General features: G+C 45.2%; 22 protein-coding genes. 10 read left to right on the top strand and 12 right to left on the bottom strand.

The annotated features are described in order from the left end of the window. Positions 1 to 47 precede the first annotated feature (47 nt). Positions 48 to 1,361, top strand: coding sequence for a Xaa-Pro dipeptidase (gene pepQ, locus PN836_RS09775; protein ID WP_395345184.1), 1,314 nt, complete (start codon positions 48 to 50; stop codon positions 1,359 to 1,361). 8 nt (positions 1,362 to 1,369) lie between these two features. Here pepQ and PN836_RS09770 read toward each other — a convergent pair whose 3' ends face one another. Next, on the bottom strand, positions 1,370 to 3,376 hold the full coding sequence (locus PN836_RS09770) for a tetratricopeptide repeat-containing sulfotransferase family protein (RefSeq protein ID WP_395345182.1): 2,007 nt from the start codon (positions 3,374 to 3,376) through the stop codon (positions 1,370 to 1,372). An 83-nt stretch (positions 3,377 to 3,459) separates the two neighbouring features. After that, positions 3,460 to 6,108 (bottom strand): TonB-dependent receptor, encoded by a 2,649-nt coding sequence (locus PN836_RS09765; RefSeq protein ID WP_395345180.1) that lies wholly within the window; start codon positions 6,106 to 6,108, stop codon positions 3,460 to 3,462. 301 nt (positions 6,109 to 6,409) lie between these two features. On the opposite strand from PN836_RS09765, the gene PN836_RS09760 reads away from it, so the two are divergent. Continuing rightward, the gene (locus tag PN836_RS09760) at positions 6,410 to 8,365 is read left to right on the top strand and encodes a BCCT family transporter (protein WP_395345178.1); all 1,956 of its coding nucleotides are present in this window, start codon (positions 6,410 to 6,412) and stop codon (positions 8,363 to 8,365) included. Between the two features lie 47 nt (positions 8,366 to 8,412). Further along, a complete protein-coding gene (locus PN836_RS09755) occupies positions 8,413 to 8,904 on the top strand; it encodes a MarR family winged helix-turn-helix transcriptional regulator (RefSeq protein WP_395345176.1) in 492 nt (163 codons plus the stop codon). Here the strand turns inward: PN836_RS09755 and ispB are convergent. Continuing rightward, a complete protein-coding gene (gene ispB, locus PN836_RS09750; protein ID WP_395345175.1) occupies positions 8,901 to 9,872 on the bottom strand; it encodes an octaprenyl diphosphate synthase in 972 nt (323 codons plus the stop codon). The genes PN836_RS09755 and ispB overlap by 4 nt on opposite strands. Before the next feature lie 342 nt (positions 9,873 to 10,214). Here ispB and rplU point away from each other — a divergent pair, with 342 nt between their 5' ends. The 7 genes from rplU (at position 10,215) to folA (ending at position 17,983) form a co-directional block, all read left to right on the top strand. Next, entirely contained in the window at positions 10,215 to 10,526 is a 312-nt protein-coding gene (rplU, locus tag PN836_RS09745; RefSeq protein ID WP_395345589.1) for a 50S ribosomal protein L21, read from the top strand. Between the two features lie 15 nt (positions 10,527 to 10,541). Then, complete coding sequence (gene rpmA, locus PN836_RS09740; RefSeq protein WP_395345173.1) at positions 10,542 to 10,799, top strand: 50S ribosomal protein L27; 258 nt, start codon at positions 10,542 to 10,544, stop codon at positions 10,797 to 10,799. A gap of 599 nt (positions 10,800 to 11,398) precedes the next feature. Beyond that, complete coding sequence (cgtA, locus tag PN836_RS09735; RefSeq protein WP_395345171.1) at positions 11,399 to 12,562, top strand: Obg family GTPase CgtA; 1,164 nt, start codon at positions 11,399 to 11,401, stop codon at positions 12,560 to 12,562. A gap of 169 nt (positions 12,563 to 12,731) precedes the next feature. Continuing rightward, a complete protein-coding gene (locus PN836_RS09730) occupies positions 12,732 to 13,841 on the top strand; it encodes an efflux RND transporter periplasmic adaptor subunit (protein ID WP_395345586.1) in 1,110 nt (369 codons plus the stop codon). After that, positions 13,841 to 16,948, top strand: coding sequence for an efflux RND transporter permease subunit (locus PN836_RS09725; RefSeq protein WP_395345170.1), 3,108 nt, complete (start codon positions 13,841 to 13,843; stop codon positions 16,946 to 16,948). Before PN836_RS09730 ends, PN836_RS09725 begins: the two co-directional genes overlap by 1 nt. Before the next feature lie 140 nt (positions 16,949 to 17,088). Then, entirely contained in the window at positions 17,089 to 17,487 is a 399-nt protein-coding gene (locus PN836_RS09720) for a GNAT family N-acetyltransferase (protein ID WP_395345168.1), read from the top strand. Between the two features lies 1 nt (position 17,488). Further along, positions 17,489 to 17,983: a type 3 dihydrofolate reductase gene (gene folA, locus PN836_RS09715; RefSeq protein WP_395345166.1), complete on the top strand. Its 495-nt coding sequence runs from the start codon at positions 17,489 to 17,491 to the stop codon at positions 17,981 to 17,983. 6 nt (positions 17,984 to 17,989) lie between these two features. On the opposite strand, the gene PN836_RS09710 is transcribed toward folA, so the two are convergent. From PN836_RS09710 to ispD, 9 genes are all read right to left on the bottom strand, one after another. Then, positions 17,990 to 18,526: a hypothetical protein gene (locus tag PN836_RS09710; protein WP_395345165.1), complete on the bottom strand. Its 537-nt coding sequence runs from the start codon at positions 18,524 to 18,526 to the stop codon at positions 17,990 to 17,992. A gap of 113 nt (positions 18,527 to 18,639) precedes the next feature. Beyond that, positions 18,640 to 19,614 carry an RNA polymerase sigma factor RpoS gene (gene rpoS, locus PN836_RS09705; protein ID WP_395345163.1) on the bottom strand — a complete coding sequence of 325 codons (975 nt, stop codon included), beginning with the start codon at positions 19,612 to 19,614 and terminating at the stop codon, positions 18,640 to 18,642. An 89-nt stretch (positions 19,615 to 19,703) separates the two neighbouring features. Further along, a complete protein-coding gene (locus PN836_RS09700) occupies positions 19,704 to 20,552 on the bottom strand; it encodes a peptidoglycan DD-metalloendopeptidase family protein (RefSeq protein ID WP_395345161.1) in 849 nt (282 codons plus the stop codon). A gap of 20 nt (positions 20,553 to 20,572) precedes the next feature. Beyond that, a complete protein-coding gene (locus PN836_RS09695) occupies positions 20,573 to 21,151 on the bottom strand; it encodes a YqaA family protein (protein WP_395345159.1) in 579 nt (192 codons plus the stop codon). Continuing rightward, positions 21,148 to 21,789: a protein-L-isoaspartate(D-aspartate) O-methyltransferase gene (locus tag PN836_RS09690; RefSeq protein ID WP_395345157.1), complete on the bottom strand. Its 642-nt coding sequence runs from the start codon at positions 21,787 to 21,789 to the stop codon at positions 21,148 to 21,150. Before PN836_RS09690 ends, PN836_RS09695 begins: the two co-directional genes overlap by 4 nt. A 4-nt stretch (positions 21,790 to 21,793) precedes the next feature. Continuing rightward, the gene (surE, locus tag PN836_RS09685) at positions 21,794 to 22,552 is read right to left on the bottom strand and encodes a 5'/3'-nucleotidase SurE (RefSeq protein ID WP_395345155.1); all 759 of its coding nucleotides are present in this window, start codon (positions 22,550 to 22,552) and stop codon (positions 21,794 to 21,796) included. Positions 22,553 to 22,597: 45 nt separating this feature from the next. Beyond that, the gene (gene truD / locus PN836_RS09680) at positions 22,598 to 23,734 is read right to left on the bottom strand and encodes a tRNA pseudouridine(13) synthase TruD (RefSeq protein WP_395345153.1); all 1,137 of its coding nucleotides are present in this window, start codon (positions 23,732 to 23,734) and stop codon (positions 22,598 to 22,600) included. Continuing rightward, positions 23,724 to 24,203: a 2-C-methyl-D-erythritol 2,4-cyclodiphosphate synthase gene (gene ispF / locus PN836_RS09675; protein WP_395345151.1), complete on the bottom strand. Its 480-nt coding sequence runs from the start codon at positions 24,201 to 24,203 to the stop codon at positions 23,724 to 23,726. Before ispF ends, truD begins: the two co-directional genes overlap by 11 nt. Next, positions 24,196 to 24,954 carry a 2-C-methyl-D-erythritol 4-phosphate cytidylyltransferase gene (ispD, locus tag PN836_RS09670; protein ID WP_395345149.1) on the bottom strand — a complete coding sequence of 253 codons (759 nt, stop codon included), beginning with the start codon at positions 24,952 to 24,954 and terminating at the stop codon, positions 24,196 to 24,198. The genes ispF and ispD overlap by 8 nt, the downstream gene beginning before the upstream one ends. Positions 24,955 to 24,981 lie beyond the last annotated feature (27 nt).

Genomic DNA, 24,981 nt, shown 5'->3' with positions numbered 1-24,981 from the left:
CATGATAGCCTGTTAGAAAAACAGGGCATTCTTTAAGGTATATAACGATGAGCCGTGCAAAGCTGTATTCTGATCATATCTCGCAACTGCAAACGAGAACTCGTGATGCATTAGAGCGAGAGGGTATTGAGGGATTAATCATTCACTCTGGGCAATCCAAACATCAGTTTTTGGATGACAATCACTATCCATTTAAGGTCAATCCACAGTTTAAAGCCTGGTTGCCGGTGGTAGATAATCCTAACTGCTGGTTAGTTGTGGATGGCATTAGTCGCCCTAAGCTAATTTTCTATCGTCCTGAAGACTTCTGGCATTGGGTACCGGCTGAGCCCACAGATTTTTGGGCTGATCATTTTGATATTGTCATGCTCAAACAAGCTAACGCAGTTGAAAAACATCTGCCCTATGACAAGAAACGATATGCATATGTTGGCGAGTATATTGAAGTGGCAAAAGCCTTGGGCTTTGACTTAGTCAACCCGGACAGAGTCATGCACTATTTGCACTACCACCGAGCATACAAAACGGACTATGAACTAGACTGCATGCGTCAAGCAAACCGTATTGCGGTTATCGCGCATAAAGCCGCTAAAGCCGCTTTTGATGCAAAATGCAGTGAGTTTGAAATTAATCAGGCATACTTGCTTGCTGCACATCAGGGCGATAATGACCTGCCATACAATAATATCGTTGCGCTCAATGAGCATAACGCCATATTGCACTACATGCGCTTAGATACGTGCAAGCCAGAGCAACATCTGAGCTTTTTAATTGATGCTGGCGCTTCATATCATGGTTATGCAGCGGACATTACTCGCACCTACTCTAGCAAGCAAGGGGCGTTTTCTGAGCTAATTAGCCGTGTAAACCAACTGACGCTAAGCTGTGTGGACGCACTTAAACCGAGTACGAATTATGCAGATGTTCATCGCCTAGCGTATGCTGGAGTAGGGGAGATCTTACAAGATTTCGAAGTGCTGAATATGCGAGCTGAGGATGCGGTTGAGACGAAAATCGTGAGTGCCTTTTTTCCACATGGCATTGGCCACTTCTTAGGCTTACAGGTACATGATGTAGCAGGCCATGTAAACGACGATAGAGGCACGCCAAACCCGCCACCACCGGAACATCCCTTTTTACGATGCACCAGAACGGTAGAATCCCGACAGGTGTTTACGATTGAGCCTGGGGTGTATTTTATTGATTCACTGCTTGCAGATCTGCGGGCATCTGAGCATTCAAAATATGTAAATTGGAATGTGGTAGAGCGTTTTCGACCATTTGGCGGGGTGCGCATTGAAGACAATGTCATTGTGCATAAAGAGCGTAATGAGAACATGACGCGAGATCTGGGCATCTAGCGGTAAATTTACAGCAATGGCGACAGTGTATCTTTAAGCGGAGCTAAATGTGCTTCAAATGCTCTATATTGATCCACACTGCTTTTAAATATGGGCTGTCGCACTTGCTCTGAGCTTGGCGTTTTAATGACGCGTTTAGTTTTATGAAAGTCTAAGCAGGATGACTCAAACTCAAGTCCAACAAAATCGAGCATGCGCTTAATTTCACCTTCCAGATTATCTAATACATCCTCATGTTTTACCTTAAGTACAAATTCGGGCAATACTTCATCCCAATGCTGCATCATATCCACATAGTCTAAATAGTATTGGCCGATGTCTTGCAGGCTATAGCTAAAGTCTTGACCTTCAGCAAACAATTGTTTGAATCCAGAGAAGCAACATGCCATGGGTTCGCGCCTCGCATCGATGATTTTGGCATTGGGTAAAATCAGACGTATTAAGCCAATATGCATAAAGTTATTTGGCATTTTGTCTATAAAATAGGGCGCATTTTGACGGTATATACGCGTATCATCAATGTATTGCTGACCAAATCGCGAAAAATACTCGGGAGCCAGTGTTTCTAGCATTTCAGGGTATTGGTTTTTTTGCCCGCGCAAGCGTGCCGCCAGTGCCATGATGTTGTGAAGTTCCATGGTACCGTCTATTTTAGAATGAGATGCGAGTATTTGTTCAAGTAAGGTTGAGCCTGCGCGAGGAAGACCAACGATGAATATAGGATCAGGCGCGTGACAAGCCTCCTTGCTTCGCTTGATAATTTTATCGATAAACCGTTTGCTAAATACCCTTTTTTGATTGGCTACTTGCGCAGTAACGATCTCGCTATTATATCCGTTAGCATGGCGTTTAAGACGATTCCCAACATCATAATGACGAAAAGCAGAATCAAAATTCGCGCGGTCCTCATGAGCTTTACCAAGTGCAAAATGCAAATGAATCTGATCATCTTTGCTCACACTCTCTAACCTAGTCTGAGCATCGCAATACCCTTCCATCATCGCTATTTCTGCATCAGTAAAGGCATAGGTTTTGGTATTGGCTAAGCTCCAAAATGCATCTCCAAAACCTGATTGCTTATCGTAAGCTTGTTGATAGGCCTTGACTGCCTCAGCTAATTTTCCAGCTGCTTTGTAAGCGTGACCCAAGAGCAAATAAATACCGGCGGATTCGCCGCTTAAGCTAAGGGCATGATGATACAGGTCTATCGCTGCATCTATTTCACCTAGGCCCACCATTGCGCTCGCTTTTGCGCTTAAGATCCCCAAATGGTTATCGTGTTTTATTAGGAGTTGGCTGGCAATATCCTTAGCAGCTTGAAAACGTCCCATTTTACTCAGTAATTTAAGATACTCGATGCCGGCAGCGGTATTATCAGGATAGAGCTCTAGGCAACTTTCCAACAAAAACTCAGCGTCTGAATATACTTTAAGTGCAATCCCGATTTCGGCGAGCAAAAGCATGCCATCTACTTGGTGTTTATTGGTTTGCAAAAAGCGTCTGCATAATTGATCGGCTTGATGTAACTGACCTTCATACATGAGATCGCGGGCATGTAAAATTTGTTTAGGCAGGGCATTCAAATAATCGATTTGGGCTTGCGCAATGATTTCAGCTTCTGTATTCCCGCTCTGTTTATAGTGCGCTAACAGTGCGTTCCAACTGGCAAGCAGCGCAGGATTGAGTTGTGTGGCTTTATAGAAGCTTTCGGCAGCTTGCTGTGTGCGGTTTAAGTTGCGATTAAGGTACGCTAGCTCTTGGTACACGCGAGCGTGATTTGGGGCAATTTTCAGAAGGTCACGATTAATATCAATTGCTGCTTGGTTGTCTCCAGACAGACGCTTTGCCACTGCCTTTACATACAACAATTCCACCTTGTCTTTTGCATCTTCAAGCTCAGAAAGTGCGTGGCTTACGGTAGCCACTGCCTGATCAAAGCGGCCTTGGCTTAAGGCTTGTTTAGCCGATTGAAGCGCGTCTTTGGGTGTGCTTGGCTGACGGTTATTTGTGTCCATAAGGTGCATTCATCGCAATCGATTTTAATAAAAAGGCAAGCGCATCGCTTGCCTTGTTTATACTACATCAGCTTAATGCAAGATTAGAAGAAGTCATATGACAAGCGCACGCCCATTGTTCGTGGACGATTGGTAACCACTTTCGGCGTAAACTGCTGTGTATCGATATACAATATGGCACTTTCATCAAATATATTATCGATGTAAAGCTCAGCTTTCCATTCATCGTTGGTGACACCGAAGGCCACATTTGAAATGGTATAACTCTTTTGCACGTATCGCCCACCCCTAAAGGTGTTGCCATTGGAATCGGGATAGGTTACGCCGTCAAATACAGTCGCTTCGTCCTGAATTTCCAATCCAGAGCCCACTCCATAAATAAGGCGAGTGGCATCCTCGATCACGTAAGCATCCATATTCATTCCAGCAAGGCGGTCGCCCGTATAGGAAATTGAACCATTGATGTAGCCGGTTAATCCATCGGGTAGCTCATAAAAGTATTGAGCCCGTAAGTTACCGGAAAAACCAGCGGAGTATGGTAATTCAGCGCCAACAGGCAAAGCGATGCCCTCAAGCTCTGGATTTATCGAGGTCAGCTCTGTATCTAATAAGCTAAAGGCTGCGTCAATGATCAGATTATCCGTAGCAAGCCATGTTATATCTGCATCAAGCCCGGTAATTTCGGCATCACCTACGTTGTCGGTAAATACCAAAAAGCTAATATTAGTGGGGTCAAAGCGGGACGTTTGCAAATCGCTTATTTCAGAGTAAAAAGCGGTTGCGTTCACACGAAGAATACCATCTAAAAAGTCCCCTTTCATACCCAGCTCATAATTATCTAGGGTATCGGTGAGGGAATACACAGGGATGCGGAAGTTTTCAAAGGCACCCGCTTGATTGGTCGCTAAACCGCCGCCCACTCGGTTTGTCACCGGGGGTCTAAAGCCTTCAGAATAGGTGGCAAAAAGTAATACGTCGTCAGATGCTTTGTAATCCAGCGAGAACTTAAATATTGTGTCATCTACCGTGAGAACGCCATCACCGTCTAGCAAGCTAACATCTAGTTGACCGCTATCAATTGCCGATTGCACCGCCACAGGATCCAGGCCAACTGCTGCTAATTCACTTGGATCTAATGTGCCAAATGCTTGTAGGCGACGAGACACGTCAACGGTGGTAGTAGAGCCGCGGTACGAATCTTCGATTTCGTACCATCGCGCGCCCAATGTAGCAGTGAGTTTATCGGTAAGGTCGTATTCAAGTTGTCCAAACAATGCGATTTGGTCGATACCGTGAGATACATCATTTACAAAACTAATTTCAGACGAAAATGGTCCACCGTCGCTATTTATACCGTCAGTCCCTACTGTAGTTCTGGCTAAATCTGTGAAAAACCCGAGTTCGGTATTGGCAATATTAAACTGTCCAACCGTGTCGACATCTTGTGAGTCGTAAAACACACCAGCGGTAATTCGCCAGTCGTTTTCAACGTCGGTATTAATTCTGAACTCATGAGTAACGCGCGAAGTTTCAGTGGCCTCTTTATAGAATTTTGTTGGGTCTAAGCATCGTTCATCAGCTGGTGTTGCCGCTTCGTAATGATTACATACATAATATGCCGAGAACAATCCGCCATTCGTGTAGCCGGTATAGTCAATTGTTGAATTGATATCTCGGTCTAGATAGCCACCTGTATAGACGATGTCCAACTTGTTTAAGCGCCCTTCAAGTGTCCAAGTTGTGAGGCCAAATTCGTCGTCATTATCTTCAGGAATAAATCGATTGGTTGAGCTTTCGCCCTCAAGATTAGGGTCGTAGGAAAATACCCCTTCGGTCTCCAGAGACTGTTGAGTATGTTGAACTACTAAATTCCAATCTTCGTTGATAATATACGACAGACCAAATCGGGCGCCCGAATATACGGCATCATTAAAATCATCTTCAACTAAACTGTCATTCTTCGGTGAAACAACTGGGGTGTTCGACGGGTCTGACAACACGCCACCAGAGATACGGTCGATGACTACAGCACTGCCAATATAACCGCCTTCTCCTGGTACATTAAGAATGTTATCAATCCATCCGCCTTGTTTAGAGTTGTACGCTGCAACGCGCACGGCAAGGTCTTCATTCAAGGTGAAGTTAAAGAATGCCTCTACCGTAGAACTGTTCTCACCGCCTTTAGTAGCGGCAAAATCACTGTCGACGCCTGCTGAAAAGCCAGAATGATCGGGCTTGTTGGTAATGAGTCTTACAGTGCCGGACTGAGAGCTGGCGCCAAAAAGGGTACCTTGAGGCCCCGGCAACACTTCAATTCTAGACATATCCGTCGCGAAGACATCTAAATTTCTTCCCTGCATAGAAATAGGTTGCTCGTCTAAATACAGTGCCACTGAGGGTTGTAAGGCTTGAACCGACGATACGGAAATATTCGTTTGTGTGGTTGCAGCACCTCGAATATAAATTTCGTTTTGACCGGGGCCTGTCCCTTGGAAGGTCACATTAGGTAAAAATTCGACATAATCTGCAAAATCGTCGATCCCTAAGTTTTCTAGGGCCTCGCCGTTTAATGCGGTGACTGAAACAGGCACATCTTGAATTGATTCAGAACGTTTTGTTGCTGTCACTTCTATTGTTTCTATTTTTGCTTTAGCGCTTTGTGAATCTTGTGCGTAAATAGCCGTACTTGCCAATGCTGCTAATACTGCAACACTCACTTTTGATTTCATCATAAGCTGATGCATCCCCTAAGTTTGTTTGGTGAGACCTTGAGTCAATTGATAGACGCTTCACGTGTTTTTATTCTGACCCTGATCATACCAGTATCAACACAACAAGCAAATTAGCTTGAATTCAAATTATTATTCTCCTGTATTTTTGCTTTAATTTCGGTTAAAACGACTATTTATAGATATAAATTTACATTGACTTCAATATATTTGAATGCGAGCTATTAGTATTTACTTATCATCTGCGCTACCCTAGCATTCCATGCTTTCTTGTGTCATTTCTTGGCTTTTTAGGTAACTATACTTGCAGCAAAACAGTGAATTTTCTCCTTTAAATAAACGCGTATTTGTACCCGCATCGGTGCTTATTTCCGTACTACTCATGTTCGCAGTTATTAGCCCTGATGCGGCTGATTCGGTGTTTAAAAGCACCCAAGCAAGCATTGTTGATAATGGCAGTTGGTTCTACGTGCTGAGTGTCGCAATTATTTTAATCAGCGTGCTGTACCTTGGTATTTCTCGCTATGGGAAGATCGTGCTTGGCCCAGATCATTCTAAACCCGACTATAGCCTTGCCACATGGTTGTCTATGCTTTTTGCCGCAGGAATGGGTATCGGTTTGATGTTTTTTGGCGTTGCAGAACCAGTGATGCATTATTTGGCGCCACCAAGTGCAGATGCTCAATCTGTTGAGGCAGTAAGAGAAGCCATGAAAACAACCTTCTTTCATTGGGGCTTTCATGCATGGGCAATATACGCGGTCGTTGCGCTTGTTCTCGCCTACTTTGCGTTTAGACACAATTTACCGCTCACCTTGCGTTCCTCTTTATACCCACTTATCGGCGATAAAATTTATGGCTGGACAGGACACACAGTAGATACTTTTGCGGTAATAAGCACCATATTTGGCGTTGCAACATCCTTGGGTTTAGGTGCAGCACAAATTAACAGCGGACTGCATTATCTAAGTGGGGTAGAGGTTAGTTCTTTTAATCAAATACTATTGATGGGCGGCATTATTGCCATTGCTATTGTATCGGTTGTATCTGGTTTAGATAAAGGGATTCGACGCTTATCTGAAGCCAATATGATTTTAGCCATCGCACTTTTGGCCTTCGTATTGATATCAGGCCCGACGGTATTCCTTCTTAAAGCCTACCTTCAAAATACCGGCGCGTATTTATCTGATATTGTTCGCAATACCTTCAATTTATTTACGTATGAGCCCACTGACTGGATAGGCGGCTGGACAATATTTTACTGGGGATGGTGGATTGCCTGGGCGCCGTTTGTAGGGCTGTTCATTGCAAGAATATCTCGTGGTCGCACCATTCGTGAGTTTGTATTGGGTGTACTGCTGATTCCAACAGCTTTTACTTTATTGTGGATGACTGTTTTTGGAAATTCTGCTATTGAATTTATCGCCAATGGCGGTCAAAGCGGCCTGTCAGACATGGTCAATCAAGACAGCTCTGCGGCATTGTTCTTGTTCTTAGAATACTTCCCAATGACTGAAATTTTATCGGGTATTGCGATTTTGATGGTCGTGATATTTTTTGTGACCTCCTGTGACTCAGGCGCCATGGTGGTGGATATGCTTTGCTCTCATGGCAAAAATGATACGCCGGTATGGCAGAGAATATATTGGGCGCTGGGTGTGGGTGTTGTGGCGGCTATTCTTCTCGCCGCGGGCGGTTTAAATGCATTGCAAACAATGACAATTGCAGCTGCACTCCCTTTCGCTATTATTATTTTGCTAGCGCTATTGGGCTTAATCAAAGCGCTTAGGGTAGATGAATTTAAGCGTGAGTCGTTGTTAATCAATATAGCTCCCACTCATCCAGTTTCGGAGTCAAAAGCATGGCAAGCGCGTTTGCAAACGATTATTGATTTCCCAAATAAATCGGCTGTGCAAAAGTACATAAAATCCATTGTTGGTGAAGCTTTTGAAAGTGTACGGCAAGAATTTGAAAAGCTTGGGATTGAATCGAGCGTTAAAAAAGATGATGATTCTATCGCGCTCGTCGTAAAGCATGGCGAAGAACAAGACTTTGTTTATGCTGTTAAACGTCGCCGCTATCAACAGCCAGATTTCGGCTCACAAATAAATGATGACGAACAAAGCTACAGCCGAGCAGAAGTGCACTTACGAGAGGGTGGGCAAGACTATGACATTATGAGTTGGTCAAAAGAAGCCGTCATTAATGACGTAATAGACCAATATCAAAAGCATCAGCATTTCCTGCATTTGTTACGGTAGTTTTCCGTGTGAAGCGGAAGGTAAGTTTAAAGTAAGGAGTAACTGTCATGCAAAAAGATGAAGAGTTGCTTATAGCCCTTCGAAAAGTTATTCGCGCAATTGACTTACGCTCGCGTCAATTGAGTAAAGAAGCCGGCTTAACGGGTCCTCAATTAATGGTAATGCAAGATATCGGTAAGACGCCGGGTTTAATTGTGCGCGATATTGCTCAACACATTAATCTTAGTCCTGCGACCGTAACGAGCATTTTAGACAGATTGGAGAGTAAAAACTTAGTTCAGAGAGTCAGAAGTACCGAAGACAAGCGCCGAGTAAGCGTATTTTTGACCGAACTTGGGCAAGAGATGATGCTCAATGCGCCTTTACCATTGCAGGAGCACTTTATAAATCGATTCTCAAAATTGCAGGAGTGGGAGCAAAGTCAGATGGTTGCCACAATGCAACGCATAGCAAGTATGATGGACGCAGAACACATTGATGCATCGCCATTGCTTGAAGTGGGCATGCTATCAGCAGACACTGGTGAATCAGAAAATTAACTGTCTCTGTTGATAGCAATGTCGGCAAGCGCGAGCAAAGCTGATTTATGGTGACTCTCAGGTAAAATCGAAAGTGCCTCTTTCGCCTTCCAGGATTCTTGTTCTGCTAAATCTTTTGTATACTCAATTGAGCCAGTCGTATGCATTAGCGCCAAAATTTGCTCGAAGTGCGCTAGTCCGTTGGCGTTTTCAATTGCTCCTTTAATTAGCGCTGCATTCTTTTGGTCAGCATTCCACATGGCGTGAAGCAAGGGCAGTGTTGGTTTACCTTCGGCCAAATCGTCACCTGCTTGCTTGCCCATTTCATTGCTTGAGGCGGTATAGTCGAGCACGTCATCTATGAGCTGAAACGCGGTCCCGAGGTGTTTTCCATATTGCTGCATAGCGACCTCAATCTCGTTCCGCTGATCGGTAATGACGGCCGCCAGTTGCGTGGCTGCCTCAAACAGCCTCGCTGTTTTGCTGTAAATTACCTCTAGATAACTTTCTTCGGTAGTGGTGGGGTCGTTGCAGTTCATCAACTGCATCACTTCGCCCTGTGCAATCCGATTGGTCGCGTCTGATAGAATATCCATCACGCGCATGCGTTTTAGCCCTACCATCATCTGAAAGGCTCTTGAATATAAAAAATCACCCACCAGCACACTGGCCTGATTGCCAAATAATTCGTTCGCTGTCTCACGCCCTCTGCGCATGGTCGATTCGTCCACTACGTCATCATGGAGCAAAGTCGCGGTGTGAATAAATTCAATAATAGCCGCGAGCGTGTGATGCTCTTCGCTCTGAATGTTTAAGGCACGAGCACTTAAAACGGTGAGAAGCGGTCTCAAGCGCTTGCCACCGCTATTTACAATATAAAAACTTAACTGATTGATGAGCGCGACGTCTGAGCTAAGCTGGTCTTGTATAAGCCTATTGACGGCCGTCATATCGCTATCGGAAAGTTGGAGGATGCTGTCTAAATCCAATCTACACCTATAAGTTGCGGTTACTAAAAGTATTTACGCCTGTTGTGAACTTGAGTTGCTTAACTTAAGTTACTTAATGTAATGCAAGCCCTTGAATATGAGAGTATTGTGACATTTATCAAATTCTTCCGCCAGCGCCACCACCGCAGTTTAACAATAATTTAAGGTTTTAATTTTAAGCATAAAGCGTCTACCATCTATATTATTGTAAAATACGCTCAATAAACGAAAAATAATTGCATTTTGCGCCTATATAGTGCTTGTCACAGGACGAAACTTTACGTACAATTCGCGCCCTGTTTTTTGAATTGAGCGCGTATGAGCGCTTCAGCGGAGAGAATTATGTACGCGGTTTTCCAAAGTGGTGGTAAACAACACCGTGTGGCCGAAGGCCAAACCGTTCGTCTTGAAAAAATCGAAGTCGCCCCAGGTGAAGCGGTAGAGTTCGACAACATCTTGATGGTCAGCAATGGTGATGACATTAAAATTGGCACACCATACGTTAGTGGTGGCAAAGTAACAGCAGAAGTTGTGACGCATGGCCGTGGTGAAAAAATTAAAATTGTGAAGTTCCGTCGTCGTAAGCATTCTCGCTCACAGATGGGACATCGTCAGTGGTTCACAGAAGTGAAAATCACTGGTATTCAGGCATAAGTAGGAGACGAACACATGGCACATAAAAAGGCTGGTGGTAGTACTAAAAACGGTCGCGATTCAATATCTAAGCGTCTAGGCGTTAAAAGATTTGGTGGCCAATCTGTGTTAGCAGGTAACATCATTGTTCGTCAACGCGGCACTAAGTTTCACGCCGGTGACAACATGGGTATCGGTAAAGACCATACATTATTTGCATTATCTGACGGCAAGGTTCAATTTGAAACAAAAGGTCCTAAGAATCGCAAATATGTGAGCATCGTTGCTGAATAGTCCGTATTGACTGTTTGAAAGACCCCGCTTACGCGGGGTTTTTTTTCGCGGGTCTAAACGTACTTGAGAGTCCCATTCACAAAGTTGCTGTGCGCCATCCTTGGCCGCTTCGCCAAAACCGTCCATGGTTTTGGAGACTTTGTGAATGGGACTCTCAAGTACGTTTAGACCCGCGAAAAAAATGTAGGTTGATATTGGCAAATGTGCTTTTTTAAGCCTACACGCTCACAATTCTAGCGGTACTGAGCGCCGTTTCTTAAACAGGATTCAGCTTATTTAGAATGGGTAGAATTTATTCAGTGGCCTTGTGAACCCTACAGCTGCGACCCTTGAAATAGAATTTGTTATACTTAATGTCATGAAGCTGTTATGCAAAAGAGAAAATAACTAAAACAATCCAAATTCGAGTATGAAGGGAGAAGGAGGGGGCACATTTTAAAAGCATCACAGGCCAAGGACGGCCTGTGCTGAGCGGCCAGGACGGCGAAAAGCGCCTTTTAAAATGTGCCCCCTCCTTCTCCCTTCATACTCGAATTTGGAGCGAACTAAAAAAGAGTATCTCTCACTTCATAGAGTAGATGCTTGACAAGAGTGATCAGATGAAATTTGTAGATGAAGCAGAAATACGAGTAGAAGCGGGCGACGGTGGTAATGGCGTGGTTGGCTTTCGTCGTGAGAAGTACATTCCCAAAGGCGGCCCAGATGGCGGCGATGGTGGGGATGGCGGCAGCGTATTTCTTGAGGCTGACGAGAATCTTAATACGCTAATTGATTATCGCTTCGAACGCTTTCATCGTGCCCAGCGCGGACAGAATGGTCAGGGAAGCAATTGCACAGGGCGAAAAGGTGAGGATCTTATCCTTAAGGTTCCGGTGGGTACACGCGCAACAGATAAAGAAACCCTTGAAGTCCTGGGTGATTTAACTGCACACGGGCAACGATTAAAAGTCGCTCAAGGTGGTTTCCACGGTTTAGGCAATGCTCGTTTTAAAACCAGTACCAACCGAGCGCCACGACAAAAGTCCAATGGCACACCCGGCGAAATTCGCACGCTCACGCTAGAACTTATGTTATTGGCTGATGTTGGTTTGCTTGGTTTGCCCAATGCAGGTAAATCCACTTTTATCCGCTCAGTTTCTGCGGCAAAACCAAAAGTTGCAGATTATCCATTCACCACCTTAGTGCCTAATCTTGGCGTCGTTCGTCTGGACTCCCAAGCCAGTTTCGTGATTGCAGATGTTCCAGGATTGATAGAAGGCGCATCTGATGGCGCAGGATTAGGAATACAGTTTCTCAAACACCTCGAGCGCTGTCGCGTATTGCTGCACCTGGTAGATATTATGCCGGCGGATGGTTCAGACCCAGTAGAAAATGCATTAACTATCATCAATGAATTAGAAACTTATAGCCCTAAGCTTGCCTCAAAACCGCGCTGGCTGGTGTTTAACAAAGTCGACTTGATGCTTGAGGAAGATGCGCAGCAGTTATGCAGTGAGATTGCAGGTCAAATGGGTTGGGAAGAAGACTATTATCAAATCTCTGCCTTTCATAAGCTAGGCGTGAACGAGCTTTGTCAAGATATCATGCAGTACTTAGAGTCGCTTGGGCCCGAAACTGTTCTACCTCAAGAGGATGAAGAACCTGATTTTAAATGGGATACGTATCACCAAGAGACGATAGCTGCAGTCAATGCGCTAGCAGAAGACGACGAAGACGATGATGAAGACGACGACCATCCTAACGTCATCTATACAAAAGAGTAAATGCGGTCGTAATAAACACTACACTATCAATATACACCGGATAAGCTATCCTTAAATTTAAGTAATGTTGACTAAATTACATGCTTAAATGTGATCGATTAAACTTATATGTCGTTCTTACTACTGTGTTTCTTCGAATGCACCTGTAGTGCAGGGTAATCTAAATTTTATGTTCTCGCTTGCTTCTAAAACAATACTATTGATCACATGCTTTAGCACTGCAATTTTTGTGCTTACAACAAGTCCCTCTTCACATGCTCAATACCGCGGTTCTGACAGCCCAAAGCTAGTCGTTGTTGAGCCGCTAAGCTTTGAATATGAAACAAGCAATATTGAAGCGGTTGGCACCGCGCAAGCGGTACGTTCCGTAACCCTTTTTGCAGGTGAGTCAGATGAAGTCACTGAGGTAAACTTTCTTCCCGGTGATAGTGTGAAAAAAGGCGAGGTTCTAGTTGCCTTAGATACGCGCTTGCAAGACGTAGCAATAGAGCGAGCCCGGATACAGCTTGAAGATGCAAAACGCAATTTAAGCCGAGTAGAGTCAAGCCTGGCTCGAGGCGCGGTTACTGAGAGAGAATTAGATGATGCAAAAACAGTCGTTCGTCTTGCACAAGTTACCCTAAAAGAATCTCAAGAGACAAAAGAAAACAGGCTGATTCGAGCCCCTTTTGATGGCGTGGTTGGCTTAACCGATATTGAAGTGGGTGATCGCGTTACCCCTCAAACCGAGATTACGACTTTAGACGACCGACGCTCACTTTTCGTCAATTTTGTTGCCCCTGAGCTAGCGGTCTCTTACCTCATGCAAAAACCCAACGTCGAGCTACAACCTTGGACAGACCGTTCTTTAAGTTTGAGCGCTCAAATCGGCGAACTCGATTCACGCGTTAGCACAGACGATCGGACCATAAGAGCTAGAGCTTTATTAGACAATAGCGAAGATTTGTACCGTCCAGGAATGAGTTTTAGAGTATCACTCAATGTCCAAGGTGAACGATTTGTTGCTATTCCCGAAGCAGCGCTTTCGTGGGGAGCAAGTGGCGCCTATGTATGGTTGTCTGAGCAGGCGACTGCCAAGCGCGTAGATGTCCAAGTTGAGCAACGCTTGCGCGGTAGAATACTTGTTTCAGGAAAGCTACAAGATGGCGAAACCCTTATCATTGAAGGCATTCAAGGCTTGCGTAATGGACAAGCCCTCGATATTCAAAATAAAGACGCTCTTGGCACCAATGAACGCCGTTTTAGTCAGAAGCAGTCAGAAGGTGAGGTAACAAGCTAATGTTCAACAATAGCTTGTTCAAAGATGATTTACCTTCAACCTCGATTCGACGCCCAGTACTCATACTGGTCTTAAACCTGCTCATCGTAATTGCAGGTTTCGCTGCTATTTATGGATTGGAAGTGAGAGAGCTTCCAGATGTCGACAGGCCCATTATCACCGTGTCTGCTAATTACCCGGGAGCCGCACCAGAAACCGTTGACGCTGAAGTTACCAGCCGCTTAGAAGGTGCAGTGGCACGAGTCAGTTCGGTCAAAGCAATACGCGCACAATCTGAAGAGGGCAACAGCCGCATTCGCGTTGAGTTTCGACCAGGTACTAATATCGAAGATGCTGCTAATGAAACCCGCGAATCCGTTTCCCGAATCCAAAGGCGTCTGCCTGAAGAAGTAGAACAGCTTGCAATTGTTAAAGCGGATAATGACGCTCAGGCTGTGGTCAATATTGCCGTTTCAAGTGACAAATTCGACCTTGAAACCCTGACCGATATTGTCGAGACCGACTTAGCCCCTCTGTTTTTAAACATTCCCGGTGTGGCTGATGTGCGATTGGATGGAGACCGTCAAAGGGTGCTCAGAGTTAACGTCGACAATTTACGACTGACAAGCTTTCAACTCTCCATTTCTGATGTTGCCGCAGCCCTTAGCACCGCCCCATTTGATGTCCCTGCCGGGAGCATTAGAAGTTCCGATCAGCAGTTGATTGTCAGAGCTGACGCCACCTCTATTTCTGAGCAAGACGTCAGAGACATCGTTGTATCAGGTGATATCAAAGTAGGCGATGTGGCAAATGTATATTTTGGGCCAGCGGATTTGCGCAGTATCGTTCGACTCGACGGTACGCCTGTGATTGGATTGGGCGTGATTCGTCAAGCGCGATCAAACACTATTGAAATTTCTGATGAAGTCTTATTTATGCTTGAGAGCCTGCGCGAGCGATTCCCAGATTTAAATATGACGGTGACGTCTGACGACGCTGAATTTATTCGAGATTCAGTAAACGAAGTACTGCAGTCACTGGTTTTTACCATCGCGTTGGTCATCATCACCTTGCTGGTATTCATTGGCAAGTTTCGAGCTACCCTTATACCTGCGCTAGCTATCCCTGTCTCTCTGATTGGTTCTCTTGCTATCCTCTGGGCGCTTGGTTTCTCAATCAACATTCTGACCCTATTGGCACTTGTACTTGCCACCGGTCTAATTGTGGATGATGCAATTGTGGTGTCGGAAAATATTCAACGGCGCAGGGCATCAGGAATGGGTGCGCGCGCGGCAGCGGTGATAGGTACTCGTGAGGTGTTCTTTGCCGTGGTCGCGACAACTGCCGTGTTAGTCGCGGTATTTGTGCCAATTGCATTTCTTCCTTCTACTGCGGGCAGATTATTTAGAGAGTTTGGTGGCATTCTTGCCGGTAGCGTCATTATCTCCTCTTTCGTAGCGCTATCGCTAGTGCCAGCGCTCACGGCAAAGATTCCCGCTATTGATGTCCAGACGCAAAAGCGGCCTAATTTGCTCCAACGCTTTGGCCAAAGATGCTCGGATGCGTACGCACGAGCCCTACAATTTGTTCTGAAGTATTCATTGTTAGTGGTAGGTGTGTGCATCCTCATTGGGGGAGGCGCGTACGTCGTGTATCAAGATTTAGAGAATGAGCTATTGCCGGCGGAAGATAGAGGCGTTATTCGTGTGTTTGCTAGAGGCCCTGACGGAACCGGCATCAACTTTATGGATCGTCAAGCGCTCAAAACAGAAGAGTTGCTGCTTCCGAGTATAGAACAAGGTGAGATTGATTCGATTTATACCGTTGTTGGTCGGTGGGATCCAAATATTTTATTCATCACCGTTCCATTAGCTAATTGGGAAGACCGAGACCGCTCTCAACAGGAAATTATAGCTGAATTGCGACCGATGCTGTCTCAAGTTGCCGGAGCGCCGGGGCGGGCTTTTGGCGGCAACAGTTTGAATTTGCGAGGCTTTGGTGGCGGCTTTGAGATGGCGTTAACAGGCGACAACTATCTTGAGATTTATCAAGCGGCTTTAGATTTTTCGAAAGCCATTGAAGATCGCCTTCCAGAATTAGGCAGAGTAAGAATCTCCTATCAGCCAACACAGCCTCAACTTCGCGTGAATATCGATAGGCGCCGTGCAGAAGAGTTGGGTGTGGCTTTTGAGGATGTGTCTCGCACACTGCGCGCAGCGATAAACGGGGATGATATTGTTGATTTAAATGTGGGTGACCAAGCAGTGCCCATCATTCTGCAAGCGGGTGATAGAAGTAACTTTGACCCTGCGAATATTCTTAATCTATATGTCAGTTCTAACAATGGCAATTTAGTGCCTTTATCAAGCGTTGCCTTTGTGACGGAAGAGGGCATCGCGGCTGAGTTAGAGCGTCACGCTCAAAGACGTGCCATTGAGTTGGAAATGTCGCTGCCAGACGAAGTCAGTATTGAACGCGCGGTCAACGAAATTCGAAGTCTTGCCAATGAAACACTTCCCAACGGCATCGGCGTAGTGTTCCTCGGTGAGGCGCAGACTTATCAGGAAACGAATCAGCAAGTGATGCTTACATACGTTCTCGCTTTTTTAATCGTGTTGCTCGTTTTGGCTGCACAGTTTGAAAGCTTTAATAGTGCTTTTGTAGTGATGTTAACGGTACCCTTTGGAATTGCAGCTGCTATTTATGCGCTTTATTTTACCGGCACGTCAGTCAATATTTACTCTCAAATTGGTTTGGTGATGTTAATAGGATTGCTGGCGAAAAACTCTATTTTATTAGTAGAATTCGCCAATCAGATGCGCGACAAGGGCATGGAAGTCAACGAAGCGATCATCGAGGCAGGCAAGGTGCGATTGCGACCCATAATGATGACATTGGTGTCGACCATTTTAGGCGGATTGCCTCTCATACTATCAACTGGCGCTGGCGCTGAAGCGCGCAATGCTATTGGCTGGGTTGTATTTGGTGGCTTAGGACTCGCGGTGGTGTTTACTTTGTTTTTGACACCAGTGCTGTATAGTGCATTTGCTCGCTTTAGCAAGCCAAAAGCGGATGAGGCCAAGCGCCTTAATAGTGAGCTGGAAGCCGCAAGCGAGCAGATACAATAGAATGAAGGCGTCATCTTGCGTTACCATATACCCAACATTTTCACTGCGGAGTGCTGGGTATTCAAATTCAATGCCTGAGTTTCGACTCACTATCGACAATACAGCTTTATCAACTGCTACGGCTTCGAAGTGAAGTGTTTGTGGTAGAGCAGACTTGCATCTATCAAGACATTGACAATAAAGATATCAAAAGCGGTGTTCATCATTTATTAGTTTACGAGCATGATGCCTTGATTGGCTATGCCCGACTGTTGCCTGCAGGCTTGAGTTACGATACGCCAAGTATAGGAAGAATCCTTACGTCAAGCGGTGCACGTGGTAAAGGTATTGGTAAAAAAGTCATAGCCTTAGCAATACAGCATTGCGCGCAGCTGTGGCCTGAACAAGCGATTACTATCGGTGCGCAAAGCCATTTAAGAAAGTTATACCAAGGCTATGGCTTTAAGGAAGTTTCAGATTCTTATCTTGAGGACGGCATACCACACGTAGATATGTGCGCCAAAGCCTCGGATTACCATGTATTTAAGGACTATTTGTAAGGTGAAGATTTCATTAATTGCTGCGATGGCAAACAATCGAGTCATTGGTAAAGATAATCAAATGCCGTGGCATTTGCCTGCGGATCTGCGTCACTTTAAGGCGGTAACGCTTGGAAAACCGGTGATCATGGGGCGTAAAACCTATGAATCCATTGGCAAAGCCCTGCCCGGAAGGGTCAACATCGTCGTCAGCCGCCAACCTGATTACACATTAACTGACGCAGAACTCGTGAAAGACTGTGAAGCGGCGCTAGCGCTTGCCAAGCAAACTTCAGACGAGGTGATGATTATTGGTGGCGCCACGATTTATGAAGCCTTCTTACCGATGGCTAGCCATTTATATCTGACATTCATTCATCTTACGACTGACGGAGATACCCAATTCCCTGATTATGAACAAGTTGGCGCTTGGCGTGAAATCCAAAGGGAATCGCATAAAAAAGACGATAAAAACGCATACGATTATGACTTTGTAAGCCTGATACGTGATGCCTAGCTTGGCTTACATATCTAGGTTGTCGGCAGTCGTTTCTGTGTGCTTTTGAGCCTTTGATAATCCAATACTATAACTGTACCCGTAGAGCGCGCTAAACAGAATGGAGGGAGCAACGGTTAGAAATAAATTGGGCGTAGCAAACACCACATTAACTAGCGTAACCAGAACAGTTTGTATTGCTAAAGCAGGCAATGGAGCTAGCAACATCCCTGGAATGTGAGCTCCCTGACAGCGTTTATTAATCGCTCTAACTGCATCTTGCATAGTGCGCTTTGTTTTGCACGGATCATCAGGTGAATCAGTGGACCATCGCGGCATAATAAAGCAAAGGCAAAACCCATTTGCTGCATACTTAGAGTGAAAATGTTCAATAAGATAGGTAAAGATAAACGTAATGAGTGCGCTGTAGCTGCCTTGAACCAGCGCAGCTTTGTATAATATCGCAGGCTGGTCAGTTACTAAACTATTCGCATAGTATGCCCAAGATGCGTAGAACACAAAGGCCACTAGCGATGAGATAATTAACCGGGCAACTTTGAACATAGCATCCTCAAATTAAGCAGCTTAACAAAAGTCAACCTGCTGCTGTAATACGATTATCGGTCTCTACACATGTTCAAAATATAAGCTAGGCTCTAATGTTCTTGCTGAAAAACTTATTGCTCACCAAAGAGAGACTCTATACTAAGACCCTCATGTTTGAGCACTTCTTTCAATTTTTTTAAGGCCTCAACTTGTATCTGACGAACTCGCTCACGCGTGAGTCCTATTTCTACGCCAACCTCTTCTAAAGTGGCCGTTTCATAGCCCAACAAACCGAAGCGTCTTGCTAATACTTCTTTTTGTTTAGCGCTTAAAACATCCAGCCAATCCACGATACTGTTGTTGATGTTGTCGTTTTGTAGTTGGTTTTCAGGCCCCGTGGCGTTTTCGTCTGCGATGAGATCAAGTAAGGCTTTATCACCCTCCCCTCCCACTGGTGTATCTACAGAGCTAATACGCTCGTTGAGCTTGAGCATGCGTTGCACACTGGTGATGGGCTCTCCAGTCGCTTCCGCGATATCTTCAGCAGTCGGTTCGTGGTCAAGCTCTTGTGCAAGTTTACGAGCAGTGCGCAAGTATAGGTTAAGTTCTTTTACAATATGAATGGGCAGTCGAATGGTGCGCGTTTGATTCATTAAGGCGCGCTCTATGGTTTGTCGTATCCACCACGTTGCGTAAGTTGAAAAGCGAAAACCTCGTTCGGGATCAAATTTTTCGACCGCACGAATCAATCCTAAATTGCCTTCTTCAATTAAATCTAGCAGCGCTAAACCCCGATTGTTGTAACGACGCGCAATTTTAACCACTAAACGAAGATTGCTCACAATCATGCGTTCTCTTGAGCTAACGCTGCCAGCAAGCGCTTCTCGGGCGAACTTCACTTCCTCTTGTGCGGTTAATAATGGGGAGAAACCAATCTCATTTAAGTATATTTGAGTTGCATCAAGCTGTTTAGCAGTAAGGTTTTCCGTCTTTTGCTCGCCAGCTTTTTCGGCCTCGAGTTTTTCTTCCAGCTCAGACTCCGTTGTGTCGAAGTCAAGGCCGTCGATATCTGTAGACGGTTTTGAACCAGAGTTGTGAGTGACCATAAAAGGCACCTCGTGTATTTTGCGTATCGGCGGCTGCAAGCACCGAATTTATCGCTTGTTGGAGCATTGCATCGGCAATACTCGGCAGCTTAATCTGTTGGCAGATAGTTGAACGGATCCTGTGACTTACCTTGTTTTCTGATCTCAAAGTGCAACATTACTTCGCTTGCACCCGTTCGACCCATCGTTGCAATCTGCTGTCCTTGTGTCACATACGATTGCTCGTCCACCAATATCCTATCGTTGTGTGCATATGCACTTAGATAGTTTTCGTCATGTTTAATAATGACGAGATTTCCATATCCTTTTAATGCGTTGCCGGCGTAAACAACTTTTCCGTCTGCCGATGCGAGAATCTTACTTCCAAGACGCCCTTTGATGTCCAAGCCTCTGTTACTACCGTCAGTCCCGACAGTTGCTACTTTGTGCTGTCCTGTGGCAGGCCAAATCCATCGAGTATTATAAGGTTTTATCGACGGAATGGATTTGGTAATTTGATTTTTTCGATGATTTTTCTCTCTACTGTCACCATACGCCTGCTGCTTTGGTGGGTCAAGCCTCTTATCGTTTGATTTTTGCTCAATTTGAGCTACATCAATGTTTTTGCTCACGATCTTTATTGCAGGCGCTTCTTTTAATTTGAGTTTTTGCCCTACCTGTATCGCATAAGGAGCTGATAAACCGTTGATTTTTGCCAAGTCACGGTAGGAATTGCCGCTATAAAATGCGATGGCGAAAAGGGTATCGCCCTCTTGAACGACATAGCTGTCGCCTGATATCTCGGTTAAGTTATTGGTGCTTGCAATTTTAGTCGATAAAGTTTCAACCGGAGCGGGACCGGTATTAGAGGAGCAAGCAGCGGTAAGCAGACCAATAAAGATGATGAGAAAGCGAGACAAAAGCGTGGTGGTGATATCAGGAAAGGTCGAGCATGTCATTTGTTAAAGCTTCCCCTCCTTTACCTCAATAAAAAGTATGCAAGGACGCCTAGTCCGACAACGGCCCATCCTAAGAATTCAATGTAGTCTTTTAGTTTTGCCTCCATGGGTGGCCCACCATATTTCATAAATGCTGCAACTAAGTAAAAACGCAAGCCTCGACCCACAGCAGATGCAATTACAAAGGGCAAAAATGGCATCGCAAGTGCGCCCGCACTGATGGTGAAAACTTTGTATGGAATGGGAGAAAATCCCGCTATAAATACAACCCACACACCGTACTGTGAAAACCAAGCTTCCGCCAATGCGAGTTTATCTGCATACCCCCACTCATTAATAATGGGCATGATGAACGAATCGAATGCAAATAGTCCTAAAAAGTAACCCAATATGCCGCCTATTACTGAGGCAACAGTTGTAACCAGGGCAAAGCGCCAGGCTTTTTGCGTTTGCGCGAGCACCATGGGTGCCAGCATGACGTCCGGAGGAATAGGGAAGAAGGTACTTTCGGCGCAGCTTAAACCGGCTAGATATTTTTCAGCGTGGCGATGCTTTGACCATTTCAGCGTCAAGTCATAAAGATAGGTAAATATCTTCAAAGCAGCGCTCCGGCAACAAGCGGTACAAAACGCACCGCTTCAATTTTTGATTGAGTGAAGCGCCCATGTTCATTGTCAATGCACGTCAACTGCTGTGTGCCTTCGCCAACTGGGACGACTAAACGGCCTTGTTCACTCAATTGCGTTGGCAATGACTCAGGCAGAGATACAGGGGCAGCGGTTACAATTATCGCATCAAAAGGGGCTTTGTTTTGCCAACCTTGCCATCCGTCACCATGTTTCATCTTTACATTGTGAAGGTCTAGCTGATTCATTCGTCTTTTGGCCTGAAACTGCAGGGCTTTGATTCGTTCTACACTAAATACGCTTTCGAAAAGTTGGGCTAAAATTGCTGTCTGATAACCTGAGCCAGTGCCAATTTCAAGGACTGTTTTTGGTGTCTGCGTCTTCTGTAGCAGAAGCTCTGTCATCCTTGCCACCACATAGGGTTGGGATATGGTTTGCCCTTGGCCAATTGGCAAAGCAGTATTTTCATATGCTTTATGTTTTAAGGCCTCGGGAACAAATCGTTCTCTTGGTGTTTTAGCAATTACCTCTAAAACCCTTTCATTTGTAATGCCTTCTTTAGCGAGGAGCTGCGCCAGTTGCATGCCTTTGCGAGTAGCATTGAGTGTCATTTTATTATTCTTTTAACCAATCATTAATTTTGTTAAGTTGCTGATGCACTGTCATGTCGGTGCTCAGGGGCGTGACCGAACAATAGTCGCTATTAACTGCAGAAAAATCTGTTCCTTCGCCCGCGTCTGCGCCCTCACCAATGCGGCCGTACCAAAATATTCGACGGCCAAACGGGTCTTTATCTTCAAACATTGTTTCTGCTTTATGTCGTTTGCCGCAGCGAGTGGCTAATATGCCTTTTACTTTGGATTTTGGAATATTGGGTACATTTACGTTTAGAATTTGTGTCGCATCTAAGGGATGAGCATCTAAGTTTTTGATCAAATCTACGGTAATGGACGCCGCAGTTTCGAAATGCAGGTTTTGTTTAGGGCTGCTTTTATCACAGCAAAGCGATATAGCAATCGCAGGGTGACCCAAATGACGACCTTCAAGAGCAGCGGCAACTGTGCCGGAGTAAATGGTATCATCACCTAAGTTTGGACCATCGTTAATGCCCGAAACGACAAGATCGGGGATATCAATAAACCCCCCGTTAATACCAAGCTGAACGCAGTCTGATGGGGTTCCATTAACTGAATAAAATCCATTGTCTGCTTTTTGAACGCGCAATGGCTGGTGCAAAGATAGTGCATTGCTCATGCCTGAGCAGTTTCTATCTGGCGCAATCACCGTTACGTCGAAATGTTCAGACAAATAGTCATACATGCACGCAATACCTGGAGCAAAAACGCCGTCATCATTGCTTAATAATATGCGCATGTTTCTCCCATGCATGTTTCTCCGGTATAACTGCTGGATAAGTTCCTAACGACATAACAGAAGTTCTCGCACAACGGATGTCGCAAAACTGCCTGAAGGCAGTACAAAGCTTATGCTTAAAGTGTTACTGTCCACCGCCCACTCAAGGTCGCTAGGATACATCAAAATACTTCGCCTTTCTTCTTTTAAACCCAATTTTGCTAAGCTTTCAAGGATTGGCATATATTCAAATAAGCTTTGATGCTCAAAATCTACAGCGCGATTGCCCGATTGCGGCTTACACTTTTTGTCTTTCGCCAGCTTTGCGTACAGTTTTTTGACGGTATCATCTCCTGTAAGCGGCGCTGTTAATAATATGTCGCGTTGAAGAAGGCGCTGTCTCAACTGATCAAAGTCCTCGTCTTTTGTCGCTAGAAAGTAGCTGTTGCTGCCAGAGAGCATCAGGGCATCGTCAAGTAAAATTGTTTGATGTAAATTTGATTTGATGCGAGCGCTGACTGCCGCGTTGAACAAAAAACTGCGAAGCGCGGAGATTGCCATGGAGCGTTTATTTCGATTCTTTATGTGTTCTCCAGCGGCAAGCCTAAAGCCTAAGTGTAAATTGCCATTAAACACCTCACCTGACGAAGTTTTCATCTGGCCAAAGCGTTGTTGACCGTAGTAGTTCGGCACGCCGTTTTCCTGAATTGCCTTAATGCGAGTATGAAATTCCTCGATGCTAAAGTTTTCCAGATTGCGAAGCTTCAAACTGAAGCGATTTCCTTGCAGCGCGCCAAGGCGGAGTTTTTTATTGTGTCGATGATGATGGATGATGGAAATATTCGGATGGGAAAAGGCGTCCCAATGGGGAGCCGAATGCTTGCCTTGATATACGCTGAAGTATTGCGCAGTGCGAGCGAATTTGTCTTTGCGACCGGCGTAACCTATGTCCCGAAGCGGAATGCCAGAGAACTTAGCTAATTGCTCCGCCACAAATGCGGTATTAGTATCGACTTTTTCGACCCACAAAAAGTGATGCTCACCTTCTCTACTCAGTTCAAAACCAAGTATCTCTTCTACCTTAAAATCTTCAGCACTTGCTTTAAGAGTACCCGCCGCTTTGGGTTTCCCGTGCAGGTATTCCCAGTTAAACTGTTCAGCCGCATGTAGCTCTGAAGTAAGGGAAGGGAGCTTAGGACTCATGTGTGACTAACACTACCGCGTCGCACGCAATACCTTCCTCTCTGCCGACAAAGCCAAGTTTTTCAGTCGTAGTGGCTTTTACGCTTATTTGATTAATGCCGATATTCAGCGCGCTTGCGATATTCGAGCGCATCGCTGTGATATGAGGTGACATTTTTGGCGCCTGTGCCGCAATCGTAATGTCGGCATTGACCAATGAATAGCCTTCCTTTGTCACTAACTTATATACTTCTTTTAGTAATTCTATAGAACTTGCATCCACATAGCTGTCGCTAGTGTCAGGGAAGTGTTTACCAATATCGCCAAGGGCGAGGGCACCGAGCAAGGCATCGCAGAGGGCATGCAAGGCAACATCGCCGTCGGAGTGCGCGATGAGGCCAGTGTCGTGCTCTATATGCTCACCACAAATTATCAACGGTGATTCTGAGCCAAATTTGTGAACATCGTAGCCGTGTCCAATCCTAATCATGTTTCCCTTGCTTTTGTTGTAAATAAAATTCTGCCAGCGCCAGGTCTTCAGGGCGCGTGACTTTTACATTACGGCTCTCGCCTTCAATAATTTGCACAAGTTCGCCAGCTTGCTCCATTGCTGAAGCTTCATCGGTTATTGTCTGACCTGACTCAAGTGAGTGGTTTAGGGCTTCAAATAGTTTCTTAGCGCTAAACGCTTGTGGCGTTTGTGCCTGGAATAGATGGCTTCTGTCAACCGTTGTGTCTATATATCGAGTGTTAGAGAGTGCGTCCTTTTGCTCGCTCTTAAATGGTTTGTTACTCGCTCGCTTAATTGTGTCAACGACAGGCAAAGCGAGGATTGCGCCGGACGCTTCACAAGAGGCGCTGTGCAATTGTATACCCGATAGCAGTCGATTGATCGCCGCTTGGGAAATACCCGGACGAGCGGCATCGTGCACCAAAGTCATGTCACTGCGAGCATTGTCTAGAATGTAGCTAAGACCATTTAATACTGACTTAGCCCGAGTATCTCCGCCAGTCACGGTCGCAATTTTAGCGTGTTTGCTAACACTTAAACTGCGAAAATAAGAATCTTCAGGCTGCAGGCATACGACAATCAATTCAATATCACTTCGATTGAGAAAAGCGCATATTGAATGCTCAATGAGCGTTTTGTTGTGTATTGTAAGGTATTGCTTTGGTGTGGCAACCTTCATTCTTGAGCCACTGCCGGCTGCCGGGATGATGACCGTGTATGTTTGTGTCAATACAGCGTGCTCTTATTTACTGACATC

It is taken from the genome of Ningiella algicola, assembly GCF_028401415.2.
GTDB lineage: Bacteria > Pseudomonadota > Gammaproteobacteria > Enterobacterales > Alteromonadaceae > Glaciecola.
Note: the sequence above shows the minus strand (reverse complement) of the source record. Positions and strands in the feature narration are given on the sequence as shown.